This is a genomic window from Albidovulum sp. (genome assembly GCF_041919395.1).
GTDB lineage: Bacteria > Pseudomonadota > Alphaproteobacteria > Rhodobacterales > Rhodobacteraceae > Albidovulum.
Genome location: NZ_JAYRTX010000085.1, coordinates 1 through 14,703 on the forward strand (window position 1 = coordinate 1; position 14,703 = coordinate 14,703).

18 protein-coding genes and 2 tRNA genes are annotated in these 14,703 nt (G+C 68.1%); 10 read left to right on the forward strand and 10 right to left on the reverse strand.

The window, feature by feature from the left end; genetic code table 11:
* The 3 genes from ACMUOO_RS13335 to ACMUOO_RS13345 form a co-directional block, all read left to right on the forward strand.
* A partial coding sequence (locus ACMUOO_RS13335; protein WP_413855490.1) for an alpha-hydroxy acid oxidase occupies nucleotides 1-1,121 on the forward strand: 1,121 nt, incomplete at its 5' end.
* Nucleotides 1,122-1,308: 187 nt separating this feature from the next.
* A complete protein-coding gene (locus tag ACMUOO_RS13340; RefSeq protein ID WP_301919498.1) occupies nucleotides 1,309-4,749 on the forward strand; it encodes a pyruvate carboxylase in 3,441 nt (1,146 codons plus the stop codon).
* 122 nt (nucleotides 4,750-4,871) lie between these two features.
* Nucleotides 4,872-5,210, forward strand: coding sequence for a hypothetical protein (locus ACMUOO_RS13345; RefSeq protein ID WP_301919499.1), 339 nt, complete (start codon nucleotides 4,872-4,874; stop codon nucleotides 5,208-5,210).
* Between the two features lie 56 nt (nucleotides 5,211-5,266).
* Here ACMUOO_RS13345 and ACMUOO_RS13350 read toward each other — a convergent pair whose 3' ends face one another.
* Nucleotides 5,267-5,905, reverse strand: coding sequence for a Hint domain-containing protein (locus tag ACMUOO_RS13350; protein ID WP_301919500.1), 639 nt, complete (start codon nucleotides 5,903-5,905; stop codon nucleotides 5,267-5,269).
* 425 nt (nucleotides 5,906-6,330) lie between these two features.
* Here ACMUOO_RS13350 and ACMUOO_RS13355 point away from each other — a divergent pair.
* From ACMUOO_RS13355 to hisH, 3 genes are all read left to right on the forward strand, one after another.
* Nucleotides 6,331-6,405, forward strand: a tRNA-Gly gene (locus tag ACMUOO_RS13355).
* A gap of 152 nt (nucleotides 6,406-6,557) precedes the next feature.
* On the forward strand, nucleotides 6,558-7,145 hold the full coding sequence (gene hisB, locus ACMUOO_RS13360) for an imidazoleglycerol-phosphate dehydratase HisB (protein WP_301919501.1): 588 nt from the start codon (nucleotides 6,558-6,560) through the stop codon (nucleotides 7,143-7,145).
* A complete protein-coding gene (gene hisH, locus ACMUOO_RS13365; RefSeq protein ID WP_301919502.1) occupies nucleotides 7,142-7,783 on the forward strand; it encodes an imidazole glycerol phosphate synthase subunit HisH in 642 nt (213 codons plus the stop codon). Before hisB ends, hisH begins: the two co-directional genes overlap by 4 nt.
* A 4-nt stretch (nucleotides 7,784-7,787) precedes the next feature.
* Here hisH and ACMUOO_RS13370 read toward each other — a convergent pair whose 3' ends face one another.
* A complete protein-coding gene (locus ACMUOO_RS13370) occupies nucleotides 7,788-8,171 on the reverse strand; it encodes a DUF2147 domain-containing protein (protein WP_301919503.1) in 384 nt (127 codons plus the stop codon).
* Nucleotides 8,172-8,304: 133 nt separating this feature from the next.
* Here ACMUOO_RS13370 and hisA point away from each other — a divergent pair, with 133 nt between their 5' ends.
* A complete protein-coding gene (gene hisA, locus ACMUOO_RS13375) occupies nucleotides 8,305-9,024 on the forward strand; it encodes a 1-(5-phosphoribosyl)-5-[(5-phosphoribosylamino)methylideneamino]imidazole-4-carboxamide isomerase (RefSeq protein ID WP_301919504.1) in 720 nt (239 codons plus the stop codon).
* A gap of 77 nt (nucleotides 9,025-9,101) precedes the next feature.
* Here the strand turns inward: hisA and ACMUOO_RS13380 are convergent, their stop codons facing one another.
* Together ACMUOO_RS13380 and ACMUOO_RS13385 are read right to left on the reverse strand one after the other, a co-directional pair.
* The gene (locus tag ACMUOO_RS13380; RefSeq protein WP_413855494.1) at nucleotides 9,102-9,389 is read right to left on the reverse strand and encodes a hypothetical protein; all 288 of its coding nucleotides are present in this window, start codon (nucleotides 9,387-9,389) and stop codon (nucleotides 9,102-9,104) included.
* Entirely contained in the window at nucleotides 9,370-9,750 is a 381-nt protein-coding gene (locus ACMUOO_RS13385) for a hypothetical protein (protein ID WP_301919506.1), read from the reverse strand. Before ACMUOO_RS13385 ends, ACMUOO_RS13380 begins: the two co-directional genes overlap by 20 nt.
* 123 nt (nucleotides 9,751-9,873) lie before the next feature.
* On the opposite strand from ACMUOO_RS13385, the gene hisF reads away from it, so the two are divergent.
* Nucleotides 9,874-10,635: an imidazole glycerol phosphate synthase subunit HisF gene (hisF, locus tag ACMUOO_RS13390; protein ID WP_301919507.1), complete on the forward strand. Its 762-nt coding sequence runs from the start codon at nucleotides 9,874-9,876 to the stop codon at nucleotides 10,633-10,635.
* Nucleotides 10,632-10,943: a phosphoribosyl-ATP diphosphatase gene (locus tag ACMUOO_RS13395; RefSeq protein ID WP_301919508.1), complete on the forward strand. Its 312-nt coding sequence runs from the start codon at nucleotides 10,632-10,634 to the stop codon at nucleotides 10,941-10,943. Before hisF ends, ACMUOO_RS13395 begins: the two co-directional genes overlap by 4 nt.
* Before the next feature lie 88 nt (nucleotides 10,944-11,031).
* On the opposite strand, the gene ACMUOO_RS13400 is transcribed toward ACMUOO_RS13395, so the two are convergent.
* The 3 genes from ACMUOO_RS13400 to rlmB all read right to left on the reverse strand — a co-directional run bounded on the left by ACMUOO_RS13400 (nucleotide 11,032) and on the right by rlmB (nucleotide 13,038).
* A complete protein-coding gene (locus tag ACMUOO_RS13400; protein WP_301919509.1) occupies nucleotides 11,032-11,508 on the reverse strand; it encodes a CoA-binding protein in 477 nt (158 codons plus the stop codon).
* A 159-nt stretch (nucleotides 11,509-11,667) separates the two neighbouring features.
* Complete coding sequence (locus ACMUOO_RS13405) at nucleotides 11,668-12,132, reverse strand: YHS domain-containing (seleno)protein (RefSeq protein ID WP_301919510.1); 465 nt, start codon at nucleotides 12,130-12,132, stop codon at nucleotides 11,668-11,670.
* A gap of 123 nt (nucleotides 12,133-12,255) precedes the next feature.
* Nucleotides 12,256-13,038: a 23S rRNA (guanosine(2251)-2'-O)-methyltransferase RlmB gene (gene rlmB / locus ACMUOO_RS13410; protein WP_301919511.1), complete on the reverse strand. Its 783-nt coding sequence runs from the start codon at nucleotides 13,036-13,038 to the stop codon at nucleotides 12,256-12,258.
* A gap of 122 nt (nucleotides 13,039-13,160) precedes the next feature.
* Between rlmB and ACMUOO_RS13415 the strand changes: the two genes are divergently transcribed.
* Nucleotides 13,161-13,244, forward strand: a tRNA-Tyr gene (locus ACMUOO_RS13415).
* A 7-nt stretch (nucleotides 13,245-13,251) separates the two neighbouring features.
* Here ACMUOO_RS13415 and ACMUOO_RS13420 read toward each other — a convergent pair.
* The 3 genes from ACMUOO_RS13420 to ACMUOO_RS13430 all read right to left on the reverse strand — a co-directional run.
* On the reverse strand, nucleotides 13,252-13,389 hold the full coding sequence (locus ACMUOO_RS13420; protein WP_301919512.1) for a hypothetical protein: 138 nt from the start codon (nucleotides 13,387-13,389) through the stop codon (nucleotides 13,252-13,254).
* Nucleotides 13,386-14,237 (reverse strand): 3-keto-5-aminohexanoate cleavage protein, encoded by an 852-nt coding sequence (locus ACMUOO_RS13425; protein ID WP_301919513.1) that lies wholly within the window; start codon nucleotides 14,235-14,237, stop codon nucleotides 13,386-13,388. Before ACMUOO_RS13425 ends, ACMUOO_RS13420 begins: the two co-directional genes overlap by 4 nt.
* A gap of 211 nt (nucleotides 14,238-14,448) precedes the next feature.
* Nucleotides 14,449-14,703, reverse strand: a 255-nt coding sequence (locus tag ACMUOO_RS13430; protein ID WP_413855499.1) for a WD40/YVTN/BNR-like repeat-containing protein, incomplete at its 5' end; no start/stop codon positions are given.

Genomic DNA, 14,703 nt, shown 5'->3' on the forward strand with positions numbered 1-14,703 from the left:
ACCCGGCGATTTCAGACCTTAAGGCCCGCGCGCGGTCGCGCATCCCGCTTTTCGTCTGGGAATACCTCGACAGCGCCACCGGGACGGAGGCGACGCAGCGGCGCAACCGTGCGAAACTGGACGCGGTCCTGTTCCGCCCCTCGATCCTGCACGGCGAGTTCACGCCCGACCTGTCCACCACGCTCTTCGGCCAGACCTTTCCCCTGCCCTTCGGCGTTTCGCCCGTGGGGATGTCGGGCCTGATCTGGCCGGATGCCGAACGGCTTGTCGCGGCTGCGGCGAACAAGGCCGGCCTGCCCTATGCGCTCTCCACCGTGGCGAGCCAGACACCGGAGTTCGTGGCCCCGGTCCTCGGAAAGCATGGCTGGTTCCAGATGTATCCGCCGCGCGATCCGGATATCCGCAAGGACATGCTGAGACGGGCGAAGGATGCGGGCTTTTCCGCTCTCATCCTCACCGTGGACGTCCCGGTGGCGAGCCGCCGCGAACGGCAGACGCGATCCGGCCTGACCCAGCCGCCGAAGCTCACCCCGCGCCTCCTTGCGCAGGTGATGCTGCGGCCCGCCTGGGGGCTTGGCACGCTCGGGATGGGGATGCCGCGCATGCGGCTGATGGACAGCTACGCCGACACGTCGGTCAAGACCTCCTCCACCGCCCATGTCGGCTACCTTCTCCGGACATCGCCCGACTGGGACTATGTCAAGGCGCTGCGCGACGCGTGGCAGGGGCCGCTGGTCATCAAGGGCGTCCTGCGCCCGGATGACGCCGCCCGCCTGCAGGACGAGGGCGCGGACGCGATCTGGGTCTCGAACCATGCGGGCCGGCAGTTCGACGCCGCGCCGGCGACGATCGAGGCGCTGCCCGCCGTCCGCGCGGCAACGACGCTGCCGGTCATCTTCGACAGCGGGATCGAGGGCGGGCTCGACATCCTGCGCGCCGTTGCCCTCGGGGCCGATTTCGTCATGCTCGGCCGTGCCTGGCACTACGCGCTCGGCGCACTCGGCGCGGCGGGGCCGGCGCATCTCATCGACATTCTTGCCAAGGACATGGCCGCGAACATGGGACAGATCGGCGCCCGTCGGCTCGCCGACCTTGCGGCTTGCCTGCTGCCGGCGGGCTGACCGTCGGACGCGCATGTCGCATTCTGCCCCCACACTTCGCCCCTGTGCCTGCGCCGGCCCGACCGGGGCATATGCAGAACGCAACGTTACCGAAATCTGACCGGGGGCGGATTCGGGGGATTGCGCCGCGCTGCGGCGTGCCTATTGTGCCCGCCCGTGCGACGGGCGTGCGACCGTGGAGGGACCTATGGCCGATTTCCGCAAGATTCTCGTGGCGAACCGGGGCGAAATCGCAATCCGCGTGATGCGGGCGGCGACCGAACTCGGCAAGCGGACCGTCGCGGTCTATGCCGAGGAAGACAAGCTGAGCCTCCACCGGTTCAAGGCGGACGAGGCCTACCGGATCGGCGCGGGGCTGGGTCCGGTCCAGGCCTATCTCTCCATCCCCGAGATCATCCGCGTGGCCAGGGAGTGCGGCGCGGACGCGATCCACCCGGGCTACGGGCTTTTGAGCGAAAACCCCGACTTCGTCGAGGCCTGCGACGCGGCCGGCATCACCTTCATCGGCCCCAGGGCGGCGACGATGCGCGCGCTCGGCGACAAGGCGAGCGCCCGGCGCGTGGCTATCGCGGCCGGCGTGCCGGTGATCCCGGCGACCGAAGTGCTCGGCGACGATTTCGACGCGATCAAGCGCGATGCGGCGGCCATCGGCTACCCCCTGATGCTCAAGGCGTCCTGGGGCGGCGGCGGCCGGGGCATGCGACCGATCAACGGGCCGGACGAGGTTGTCGAGAAGGTCCGCGAGGGACGGCGCGAGGCCGAGGCCGCGTTCGGCAACGGCGAGGGTTACCTCGAGAAGATGATCCTGCGCGCCCGCCATGTCGAGGTGCAGATCCTCGGCGACAAGCACGGGTCGATCTACCACCTCTACGAACGCGACTGCACCGTTCAGCGACGCAACCAGAAGGTTGTCGAGCGCGCGCCGGCGCCCTACCTTTCGGACGCCCAGCGCGCCGAGATCTGCGAACTCGGCCGGCGCATCTGCGCCCATGTCGGCTACGAATGCGCGGGCACGGTCGAGTTCCTGATGGATATGGACACCGGGGCCTTCTACTTCATCGAGGTGAACCCCCGCGTCCAGGTCGAGCATACCGTGACCGAGGAGGTGACGGGTATCGACATCGTCCAGGCCCAGATCAAGATCGCCGAGGGCCGGACACTCGCCGAAGCCACGGGCGTGGCCGATCAGGACGACATCCATCTGCGCGGCCACGCCCTCCAGTGCCGGGTCACCACCGAAGACCCGCAGAACAGCTTCATCCCCGATTACGGCCGGATAACCGCCTACCGGTCGGCCACCGGGATGGGCATCCGGCTCGACGGCGGCACCGCCTATGCGGGGGGCGTGATCACCCGCTACTACGACTCGCTTCTCGTCAAGGTCACGGCCTGGGCGCCGACGCCCGGGCAGGCGATCGCGCGGATGGACAGGGCGCTGAGGGAGTTCCGCATCCGCGGCGTCTCCACCAACATCGACTTCGTGATCAACCTCTTGAAGCACCCGACCTTCCTCGGCAACACCTACACGACGAAATTCATCGACACGACGCCCGACCTCTTCGCCTTCCGCAAGCGCCGCGACCGGGCGACGAAGATCCTGACCTACATCGCCGACATCACCGTGAACGGCCACCCGGAGACCGCCGGGCGGCCGAAGCCGCCGGCCGAGGCGCGCGCGCCGAAGCCGCCGGCGCTCCGCGCGGCGCCCGCCCCCGGCACGCGGAACCTTCTGGAAGAGAAGGGCCCGCAGGCGGTGGCGGACTGGATGGCGGCGCAGAAGAAGCTCCTCCTGACCGACACGACGATGCGCGACGGCCACCAGTCGCTCCTGGCGACGCGGATGCGCTCGATCGACATGATCCGGGTCGCGCCGGCCTACGCGGCGAACCTGCCGCAGCTCTTCAGCGTCGAGTGCTGGGGCGGCGCGACCTTCGACGTCGCCTACCGCTTCCTGCAGGAATGCCCCTGGCAGCGCCTGCGCGACCTGCGCCGGGCGATGCCGAACCTGATGACGCAGATGCTTCTGCGCGCCTCGAACGGCGTGGGCTACACCAACTATCCCGACAACGTCGTGCGCGAGTTCGTCCGACAGGCGGCGACCACGGGCATCGACGTGTTCCGCGTCTTCGACAGCCTGAACTGGGTCGAGAACATGCGCGTCGCCATGGACGCGGTGATCGACCAGAACAAGGTCTGCGAGGCCGCAATCTGCTACACCGGCGACATCCTGAATCCCGACCGGGCGAAATACGACCTCAAGTACTATGTGAGCATGGGCAAGTCCCTGCGCCAGGCGGGCGCCCACGTACTCGGGCTGAAGGACATGGCGGGGCTGCTGAAACCGGCTGCGGCCCGGGTCCTCTTCAGGGCGCTGAAGGAAGAGGTGGGCCTGCCGATCCACTTCCACACCCATGACACCTCCGGCATCGCCGGCGCGACGATCCTCGCCGCCGCCGATGCGGGCGTCGCCGCCGTCGATGCCGCGATGGACGCCTTCTCGGGCGGAACCTCGCAGCCCTGCCTCGGCTCCGTCGTCGAGGCGCTCGCCCACACTGAGCGGGATACCGGGCTCGACATCGCGGCCATCCGCCAGATCTCGAACTACTGGGAAGGCGTGCGCCACCAGTACCGCGCCTTCGAGTCCGGGCTCGAGGCACCGGCGTCAGAGGTCTACCTGCACGAGATGCCGGGCGGCCAGTTCACCAACCTCAAGGCGCAGGCCCGCTCGCTGGGTCTCGAGGACCGCTGGCACGAGGTGGCGCAGGCCTATGCCGACGCCAACCGGATGTTCGGCGACATCGTCAAGGTCACGCCCTCGTCGAAGGTCGTCGGCGACATGGCGCTGATGATGGTGGCGCAAGGGCTGACGCGTGCCGAGGTGGAGGACCCCGCGGTCGACGTCGCCTTCCCCGAATCCGTGGCGGACATGCTGAAGGGAAATCTCGGCCAGCCGCCTGGCGGTTTCCCCGAGGCCATCGTGGCGAAGGTGCTGAAGGGCGAGAAGCCGAACACCGAACGGCCCGGCAAGCACCTGCCGCCCGTCGATCTGGAAGCGACGCGCGCCCAGGTCTCGAAGGACCTCATGGGCTTCAGGATCGACGACGAGGACCTGAACGGCTATCTCATGTATCCCAAGGTCTTCCTCGACTACATGGGCCGGCACCGCATCTACGGCCCGGTGCGCACCCTGCCGACGAAGACCTTCTTCTACGGCATGGAGCCTGGCGAGGAGATCTCGGCCGAGATCGACCCCGGCAAGACGCTGGAAATCCGGCTCCAGGCCGTCGGCGAGACCGACGACCAGGGCGAGGTGAAGGTCTTCTTCGAACTGAACGGCCAGCCCCGCGTCATCCGCATACCGAACCGCCTGGCGAAGGCCCAGACCGCCGCGCGGCCGAAGGCCGCAGAGGGCAATCCGCATCACATCGGTGCGCCGATGCCGGGCTCGGTCGCCTCTGTCGCCGTGACGCCGGGGCAGAAAGTCCACGCTGGCGACCTTCTCCTCACCATCGAGGCGATGAAGATGGAAACCGGCCTTCATGCCGACCGGCCCGCGACCGTGAAGGCGATCCACGTCCACGCCGGCAGCCAGATCGACGCCAAGGACCTCTTGATCGAATTGGAATGATCCCTGACCGCGTGCCGGGGCCCGGATTCGCGGTTTGTTAGCGCGCCGGTGACTAGCCTCGCCCCGGGGAAATGAAGGGGTGGTCCATGACACGACCGGCACCGGTCCCGGCGGAGGATGCCGTGCGGGCCGCATTTGAGTCCTTCCTGGTGGAGGATGTGATCCTGACGCTCGGCAATCTGCGCGGCTCGCTCCTGTGGCTGGGCGAGGGGTCCGCCATCGAGCGTATCTGCATCGACCGGCTCGACCGCCAGCTCGGGCTGCTGGAGGATCGCGCGCACCGGATGGCTCGCCTGCTCCGCGACGAGGAATCGGCGCCCGAGCCTGCCAATCTCTGCGCCGCGCCCCCGGCCGGCGCCGTTATCCCGTCATGCGGCGAAATCGAGGCCCGAATCCTCGGCGGATTCGCCGGTCGCGGCGAAGAAACCCCCGCCGCCGTCTTTCGAAGCCGCCGGCCATGACGGGCGGCGCGGGCGGGAGTCTGCCGGCCCCCGCCGGACTTCCCGGCCACAGGCTATCAGGCGGCCCGCGCAATGCCGGCGGTGGTCATCGCGCCCGTAGCGATCAGCGCCAGCATCGACTGCGCCCGGTCCTCGCCGAGTATCTCGAAGTGATCCGGGCGGACCGAAGCCGGCCGCTCCTCGGCGTCCCCCGCCGCGCAGTGAATGAGCGCGCCGGAGTTGACATAGACGATCTCCTCGGAGGCAAAGCGCAGGGTCAGAACCTCGGCGCGGCGGAAAAGCCGCCGGCGGGTGATCCCGAAGTGACCGACGAGAGCCGCGGCCGGGACCAATGCGCCACCAGTCCCGAGGACCTCCTCGGCCACTGCCGAAGCGATGAAGACGCACTGGCCCGGCAGCAGGCTGAACTCCGCGCAGGTGTCGAGAGCGCCGCCCGGCACATGGATCACCTCGACCTCGGCCGCGGGCCACAGGTGCTGGCGCTCCACCCGCGCGACCGGGCTGAACCCTCCGTCCCAGGTGGCCACGCGCATCCCGCGCATCAGACGCTCCACCGGGCGCCAGCCGGCCTCTGTTTCGACGAGGCTGCCGGCGAGAAGGCCCGGGGCACAGGCATCGGGCGCGAGGTTCAGCCCGGTGAGCGACAGCGCGACCTTCTCGGCGGCGCGGAAGGTGGTGGCATTCTGCATGAACATGGGGCTTGTCCTTTCCGATCTGGGCGCCCTTGCGGCGCGGGCCCTGCCTGACAGGCGATGACCCCATATCGCAGCCGGAATTCGCCCTTATTCTGACATGATCGCGACCAACTTGCGGCACTATTTCGCCCCGATCCTTAATTGAGGCCTGCCAGACCCGTTTGGACGCCGATCCACCTGCTATTAGGATTCGGGTAACCATTTTTCCAATCAACAACAGGGCGTTACACTGTGCAGATCAACTTATGGGCGAATCGCCCGCGGCGCCTCCTACGGCACAACGCGCCCCCTGCAGGCTCCGCCCTCGCCGGCCACGACCGCGGCGACGCCCCGCCCGCGCGGACTGCCAAGATTCTGCAGGCCGTGCCGATTTTCCCCCTTGCAGCCGCCCGTGAGACTTTATAAATCCCCCTTCACCCAAGGATGCGGGCGTAGCTCAGGGGTAGAGCATAACCTTGCCAAGGTTAGGGTCGTGAGTTCGAATCTCATCGCCCGCTCCAATATCTCGCCATCGGCGATCGGACGGGGCCACCTTCGGGTGGCCCTTTCGCGTTCTTCGGCAGCGATGTGACAGCGGCCGATTTTCGCGGCGCCACGCTGGAACTGGACCGGCCCGCCGCCTATAACGCGGCCGAAGCGAAGGGGCGGAGCGATGCGCAAGGCGACGATCACGCGGAAGACGGCGGAAACCGAAATCGCGGTCGAGATCGATCTCGACGGAACCGGCAGCTATGCGAACCAGACGGGCGTGGGGTTCTTCGACCATATGCTCGACCAGCTCGCGCGCCATTCGCTGATCGACCTCAAGGTCACCGCGAAGGGCGACCTGCACATCGACGATCACCACACGGTCGAGGATACCGGCATCGCACTCGGCCAGGCGCTGGCAAAGGCGCTCGGCGACAAGCGCGGCATCCGCCGCTACGGCCACTTCGCGCTTGCCATGGACGACGCGCAGGTGGCCTGCGCGCTCGACCTGTCCGGGCGGCCCTACCTCGTCTGGAACCTCGATTTCCCGACCGCGAAGATCGGCCGCTTCGATACCGAACTCGTGCGGGAGTTCTTCCAGTCGCTTTCCACCCATGGGGGCATCACGCTCCATGTGGACAAGGTCCACGGCGTGAACAGCCACCACCTCGCCGAGGCCGCGTTCAAGGCCGTGGCCAAGGCGCTTCGCATGGCGTTGGAACCCGATCCCCGCTCTGAGGGCAGCCTGCCCTCGACCAAGGGGGCGCTGTGAGCCTCACGGTCATCGTCGACTACGAGTCCGGCAACCTCCACTCGGCCGAGAAGGCCTTCCAGCGGATGGCGGCCGAGACCGGCGCGGGTGCCGTCCTCGTCTCCTCGCGGCCCGAGGACGTGGCGCGGGCCGACCGGATCGTCCTGCCCGGCGACGGAGCTTTCCCGGCATGCCGGGCGGCGTTGTCAGGCGCCACGGAACTCTTCGAGGCGATGGAGGAGGCGGTGACGCTGCGCGCCCGCCCCTTCCTCGGCATCTGCGTCGGGATGCAGATGCTGGCCACGCGCGGGCTCGAATATCGCGAAACGCCGGGCTTCGACTGGATCGGCGGCGATGTGGTGCGCATCGATCCCGCCGACCGGCGGCTGAAGGTGCCGCACATGGGCTGGAACGACCTCGTGATTGACCGGCCGCACCCTGTGCTCGCCGGGATCGGGACCGGCGATCATGCCTATTTCGTCCACTCCTACCACTTCCGCGTCGCGGACCCCGGCCACCTCGTCGCGCATTGCGACTATGGCGGGCCGATCACGGCCATCGTGGGCAGGGACAACATCCTCGGCACCCAGTTTCACCCGGAGAAGAGCCAGGCCGTCGGCCTCAGGCTGATCGCCAACTTCCTCGGCTGGGCGCCCTGAGGCGTCACTTCACGCGGGTCCAGTTCTGGCCAAGGCAGATCGGCCCGATGCAGCCCGACACCTTCAGCCGGTTGCCCGAAAGCGCCATCTTCGACTTGTAGGTCTTGCCGTTCGACGGGCGCCAAATCTTGCCGTTGCCATAGCTTCCGTCCCCGGTCGGCTGCATGTCCCAGACGATCTGCTTGCCGAGGTTCTCGCTCTGCCGTGGCGAGCCGTCGTCGTTGAACGCGGCAGAGATCACGCCGCAGAGCCTCTCGCCGCAGGGTGAAATCGTGATCTGGGCATAGGCGCCGTCATCCGGCTCGGTCTGCCAGACACCCTCCACCGGATCGGCCATGGCCATGCCCGCCGTCAGGATGAAAGCCGCCGCGATCGTCAGATTCCTCATGTCCGATGTCCTCCCTGACACTCCCGAAGATCATCGGAGAACTGCCCCGTCGCGTCCAGAGTGACGTGACGTTGGACGCCTTTGCATTCGGCCCGCTCATGTGGCAAGAGGCGGCACGAACAAGGAAGGCGCAATGATCCTCTACCCGGCCATCGACCTCAAGGACGGCCAGTGCGTGCGGTTGCTGCACGGCGAGATGGACAAGGCCACCGTCTTCGGCGACGACCCCGCCGCGCAGGCGGCGAAGTTCGAGGCGGCAGGCTGCGAATGGCTGCACCTCGTCGACCTGAACGGCGCCTTCGCGGGTGCTCCGGTGAACGCCGCGGCCGTCGAGGCGATCCTCGCCCGCGTCAGGGTTCCCGCCCAACTCGGCGGCGGCATCCGCGACATGGCGACGATCGAGGCGTGGCTGGCGAAGGGCCTCGCGCGTGTCATCCTCGGCACCGTCGCGGTGGAAAACCCCGCCCTCGTGCGCGAGGCCGCCGCCGCCTTCCCCGGCAAGGTTGCCGTTGGGATCGACGCGCGCAATGGCAAGGTGGCGACCAAGGGCTGGGCCGAGGAGACCGACATCCTCGTCACCGATCTCGCGAAAAGCTTCGAGGATGCCGGCGTCGCCGCGATCATCTACACCGACATCCTGCGCGACGGCGCGATGAAGGGGCCGAACATCGCCGCGACCGAGGCGCTCGCGCGAGCGGTATCGGTACCCGTGATCGCGTCCGGCGGCGTCTCCTCGCTCGCCGACCTCGTGGCGCTCCGCGACACCGGCGTCATCGCCGGCGCGATCTCGGGCCGGGCGCTCTACGACGGGGCGATCGAGCTCAGGCAGGCGCTGGAAGTCCTCTCCGGCTGAGTTTCTTCGTTGCCCGGATAGCCCGGGAGGGCAGCGCCCTCCTGGCAGCAACCTGGCAAGTCGATTGGCTCTTCCGATCATCCCCAAGGCATCGGTTCATCGACACTCACTTGGCCGAAGACATTCTCGCGGTGCCAGCGCAGGTTTTCCGGGTGGGGATGGTCCCGCCAATCCGCAGGCAAACACATCTTGCCGTCGGGCACGATAAGACGGTCAACCACCTCGTGCGGCACCTTGTTGCGCGACACAAGAATCGAGTGGTCGTCAGCGACAGACAGGAGTCCTCGGTCGAACATCCAGTGCAACGTTCCCGAAAGCGCTGGCAGTCCCGCAGCGACAATCGCCTCAAACTCGTGGTCCGGCAATCGGCGCACCGCCGACTGTTGCACCCCACCGGATTTTTGGGCGCCCGTCGGGATGGGCGAGTGCGGTCTCAAACGGGCGGCCGTCGCGCAGGCGCTCCACAGGCTTGTCGAACTCGATATAGCTTCCTGGCTCGATCCGGGCGAGAAACCGTCCTTCTACCCCCGGCTTCGCGACAACGTCCCTAATCTTTGCCGCCGCAAAATATCCGCGCGTACCGGCCTTTACAGGCTCGTAATAGACTACCCAATCGCCCCTGCCCTCCTGCATCGCGGAAAGGTAACTGCGTGGGAAATCGTAGACCCGGTCCGGCTCGTCGTCATAGATCGAATCCGTCCGATGCAATAGAACGAGTTTTGCCATACCGCCAGGAAAGCTTGTCCGAGGTATTTGGCAAGCCCAAACCGATCGTGCCGAGCAGTTCTCCTCCATCAGGCGCCAGCTCCGACGCTTGCCTTTCCTTCCGTCGCGCGGCATTGAAACGGAATGCTCAAGACCCGCATCATCCCCTGCCTCGACGTGGCCGATGGCCGCGTGGTCAAGGGCGTGAATTTCGTCAACCTGATCGACGCTGGCGACCCCGTAGAAGCGGCCAAGGCCTATGACGCGGCTGGCGCGGACGAGCTTTGTTTTCTCGACATCCACGCCACGCATGAAAACCGCGGCACGATGTATGACCTCGTCACCCGCACGGCCGAACAGTGCTACATCCCGCTGACCGTCGGCGGCGGGGTGCGCAGCCATGAGGATGTGCGCGCCCTCCTCCTCGCCGGGGCCGACAAGGTCAGCTTCAACTCCGCCGCCGTCGCCGATCCCGGCGTGGTGGCCGAAGCCGCCGACCGTTTCGGCAGCCAATGCATCGTCGTCGCCATCGACGCCAAGACGGTTGAACCGGGCCGGTGGGAGATTTTCACCCACGGCGGCCGCAAGCCCACCGGCATCGACGCGGTGGAGTTCGCGAGGACGGTCGCGGCCAAGGGCGCGGGTGAGATCCTCCTGACCTCGATGGACCGCGACGGCACGCGGGCTGGTTTCAACATCCCCCTCACCCGCGCCGTCGCCGACGCGGTGGACGTTCCCGTGATCGCCTCCGGCGGCGTCGGCACGCTCGACCATCTCGTCGAGGGCGTCACGGAGGGGCACGCCGTCGCCGTTCTGGCCGCCTCGATCTTCCACTTCGGCACCTACACGATCCGCGAGGCGAAGCAACACATGGCTGCGGCCGGCATCCCCGTGAGGCTGACATGAACCCGATCCAGAGGCTCGCCGCCACCATCGCCGCCCGCAAGGGTGCCGATCCCGACACCTCCTGGACCGCGAAACTCCTCGCCAAGGGGCCCGAGAAATGCGCCGAGAAGTTCGGCGAGGAGGCCGTCGAGGCGATCATCGAGGCGGTCAGGGGCGACCGCGCGCGGCTCACCGCCGAGGCCGCGGACGTGCTCTACCACCTCCTCGTCATGCTCGCGGCGCGCGATGTGACGCTCGCAGAGGTGGAGGCGGAACTTGCCCGCCGGGAAGGCATCTCGGGGCTCGCCGAGAAGGCAGCGCGGGGCTGAGAGCGGCCGGGAACGTGTCGTCGTCCGGGCCCGCGGCCGCCCGCGCTTCCCGCCGAGGGGCCGCCCCCCTGCCGGCGGCGGCCGCGTCTCAGAGCTTCGCGGATATCACGCCGGTCGCGAAACCGCCCATCCTGAGTTCGCCGAAAAGCCGCTGGTACTCGATCTTCGGGCACCGGTTCTGCACCACCCTCATGCCCGCGGCCTCCGCCCGCGCCGCGGCGTCCGGGTGCTGCACGCCGATCTGCATCCAGATCGTCCGGAGGTCCGGCAACTCGCGCAGCGCCTCCTCGACGATCTCGGGCACGGCGTCTGAACGCCGGAAGATGTCCACCATGTCCACACGCGCGTCCTTCGGGATCGAGGCGAGGTCGGCGTGGACCCGCTGGCCGAGGATCTCCTCCCCGGCATGGCCGGGATTGACCGGGATCACCCGGAAGCGCTTCAGCAGGAGATAGCGGGCGACGTAGAAGGATGGCCGAACCGGATTCGGCGAGACCCCCACGACGGCGATCACGCGGGTGGTTCTGAGGATGTCGCGGAGCGTATCGTCGGAAATCGCATTCATGTGCGGAAACCTGACAGAAAAAGGCGCCCGAACCAAGGGCCGGGCGCCAGTGCGGAACGAGGGACAGTGAATTGAAGCGCGGGTGTTCCGAACCCGTGCTTCGCTATTCTGATTTAGAACTGTGACGGCAAGGTGAAAGGCCCACGCCCAATTTTGTGATCACTTTTTGTTCATAACCTCCGGCCAGTGCAGATCCGCCAGCGCGACATTGCCGTCGATGTCCTCCTCCCAGATCGCCCTGACCTCGGTCGAATAGGTCAGATAGAGCCGCCCGCCGGCCACAGCAAAGGCTTCGGGCGCGGTCGGCGAGATCGCGCCCTTCGTCATCGCATAGGCGCAGTAGCCGCCGTATTGAGGCGCATAGGCCTGAGGGTTCATCTCGAACGCTTCCTGCGACTCGGCGCTCGCGAAATACCAGGTGGCGCCGCGCCACATCAACGCATGGTCGGGGCTGCCCTTCACCGGCTTGCCGGTGGTGAAATAGGCCACGGGATCGTACCCCTGGAGGGCGACCCCGCCGGGCGCATAGATTTCCGGCTCGCGCGCCAGTGCGGGCCGCAGGATGGTCCCCGCAACCGGGATCATGAGCGCAACGGCAAGGAGGCTGCGGCGAGTGAGCGTCATGTGGCGTCCTTTCCGGCGAAACCCCGACACGGTGTCCGGCATCGCGGGCAAAGATGCCACCGCCGCCCCGGCGGTGAAAGGGGCCTCCCGCAACCGTGATGAAGCGTGCGCGGGTGCGAGCGCTCAGTCAGCCGCCGCCGCGTAGAGCGCGACCGCCGCCGCGTTCGAGACGTTGAGCGAGCCGAAGCCGCCGGCGCAGGGAATCCGCACCAGTCGGTCGCAGGTCTCGCGCGTCTTCTCACGCAGCCCCGGCCCCTCGGCGCCGAGGACCAGCGCGACGGGCCGATCGCCGCGCTCCGCCATGGCCTCGGCAAGGGTCAGCTTGCCCGCCCCGTCGAGGCCGAGAAGAACATAGCCCATGTCCCGCAGGCGCTCCATCGCCTCGGAAAGGTTGCCGACGCGGAGATAGGGCTGGCGCTCCAGTGCGCCGCTCGCAGTCTTGGCGAGCGCGCCCGTCTCGGGCGCGGAATGGCGGGCGGGTGCGATGACGGCGCGCGCCCCGAAGACCTCGGCCGAGCGCAGGATGGCGCCCACGTTGTGCGGATCGGTCACCCGGTCGAGCAGGACGACCAGCGCGCGGCCTTCGCCCCCCGCACAGACCGCGTCAAGAGACCCCCAGGCGAGCGGCTTCACCTCGAGCGCCGCGCCCTGGTGAACGCTCTCCGGACCAAGCGGCACATGCGCGTCGAACTTCCGGGGATCGACGATCTCGGGCAGGATCGCGCCCGCCGCCAGCGCCTCGCCCAGCCGGTCGGCGGCATTCTTGGTGAGCACGAGCCGCAGCTTCTCCCGCCGCGGATTCATCAGCGCATCGCGCACCGCATGAAGTCCGAAGAGCCACACCGTCTCGGCCGCCGCAGCGCGCCGCGCGCGCTCCTTCTCGATCACCCAGGCGGGTTTCTTCATCGTCCCGATCTCCGTCCCGAAGGGGCGCGAGAATGCGCCGGCGCGCGCGAGAGAACAAGCCCCGGCGCCCGGGATTTTCGTCCTTGACGCCCCTTGCCGCCGTGCGTATTGACCGCGCCAGTGGGCGACGTGCTGCAAGGTGCGGCAGCGGACTGTAACTCCGCCGAGGAGACTCATGCCTGGTTCGATTCCAGGGTCGCCCACCATCTCCGGTCACAACGCGATGGACGGAATGCCTTTTTCGGGGCAGGTCCGCCGGCCGTTTGGCAGCGTCGAAACCAACGAGGTGACGGAAACGGTGATGGCCACCGGCGCGACCGCCTCCCGCCCGGGACCCCGGTCGTTCTTCATCGCGGGTTCTCGGTCGTCCCCGCGCCAAGCGCGAGGATAACGCGGGCCGTCCGCCAGTCAGCAACAGGGCGCCCGTATCGCCCGCACAGTTCCACCACCCGCCGCACCAGCGTGGCGTTGGAGGGCGCGAGCCGGTCGCGGTCGAGCCGCACGTTGTCCTCGAGCCCCGTCCGGGCATGGCCGCCCAACGCTATCGCCCACTCGTTCAGCACGATCTGGTTCGCCCCGATCCCGGCGGCGCACCAGGGCGCGTCCTCGCCGAAAAGCCGTCTGACCGTGCGGATGTAGTAGTCGAAGACATCGCGGTCGGCGGGCATGGCGTTCTTCACGCCCATGACGAACTGGACATAAGGCCGGTCCCTGATCTGACCCGCCTGCCACATCTGGTGCGCCTTGAGGATGTGGGAGAGATCGAAGGCCTCGATCTCGGGCTTCACGCCGTATTCCAGCATCTCGGCGGCCAGCCAGTCGACGAGGTCGGGCGGGTTCTCGTAGACCCGGGTCGGGAAGTTGTTCGAGCCGACGGCGAGGCTGGCCATGTCCGGCCTGAGCGGCAGCATCCCGCCCCGCGCCTGCCCGGCGCCGGAACGCCCGCCGGTCGAGAGCTGGACGATCATGCCGGGGCAGTGCTGCCGAAGTCCCTCCACCAGCCGGGCGAACCGCTCGGGGTCGGAGGTCGGCCGGCCCTCGTCGTCGCGGACGTGGCAATGGGCGATGGCGGCGCCCGCCTCGAACGCTTCCTGCGTGCTTTCGACCTGTTCGGAGACCGAGATCGGCACGGCGGGGTTGTCGGCCTTCGTCGGCAGACTGCCGGTGATAGCCACGCAGATGATGCAGGGGGTCGTCATGACGCGCTCCCGGCTGACTTCTCGGTCGATCAGGCGGCCCCGTCGGCCGCAACCGGCACCCTCCCCGGCGCCGCTGCGAGGAATGGACGGAAACCCTCTGGATGCCCGCTCGTCGCGACATGCCCGAGTTCGTCCATGATCGCAAGGTCGGCGCCCCCGTCCGCGCCAAAGGGGCGCAGCCACTCCGCCCGACGGGAGTTGCCGTCCGCACCTAGCCCCTGTCCAGTACCTCGACCGCGAGGATCGTCGGCAGGTGGCGGGCGATCTCGTCCCAGCTCTCGCCCTCGTCCCGGCTGGCGAAGACCGAGCCGGAGTTGGTCCCGAAGTAGAGCCCGGCGGGATCGCGTGCATCGCCGGCCATGGCCTGGCGCAGGACAGTGAAGTAACAGCCCTTCTGCGGCAGCCCCTCGCGCAGGTCCTTCCATGTCCTTCCCCCGTCGCGCGACCGCCAGACCGCCGCCGCCGC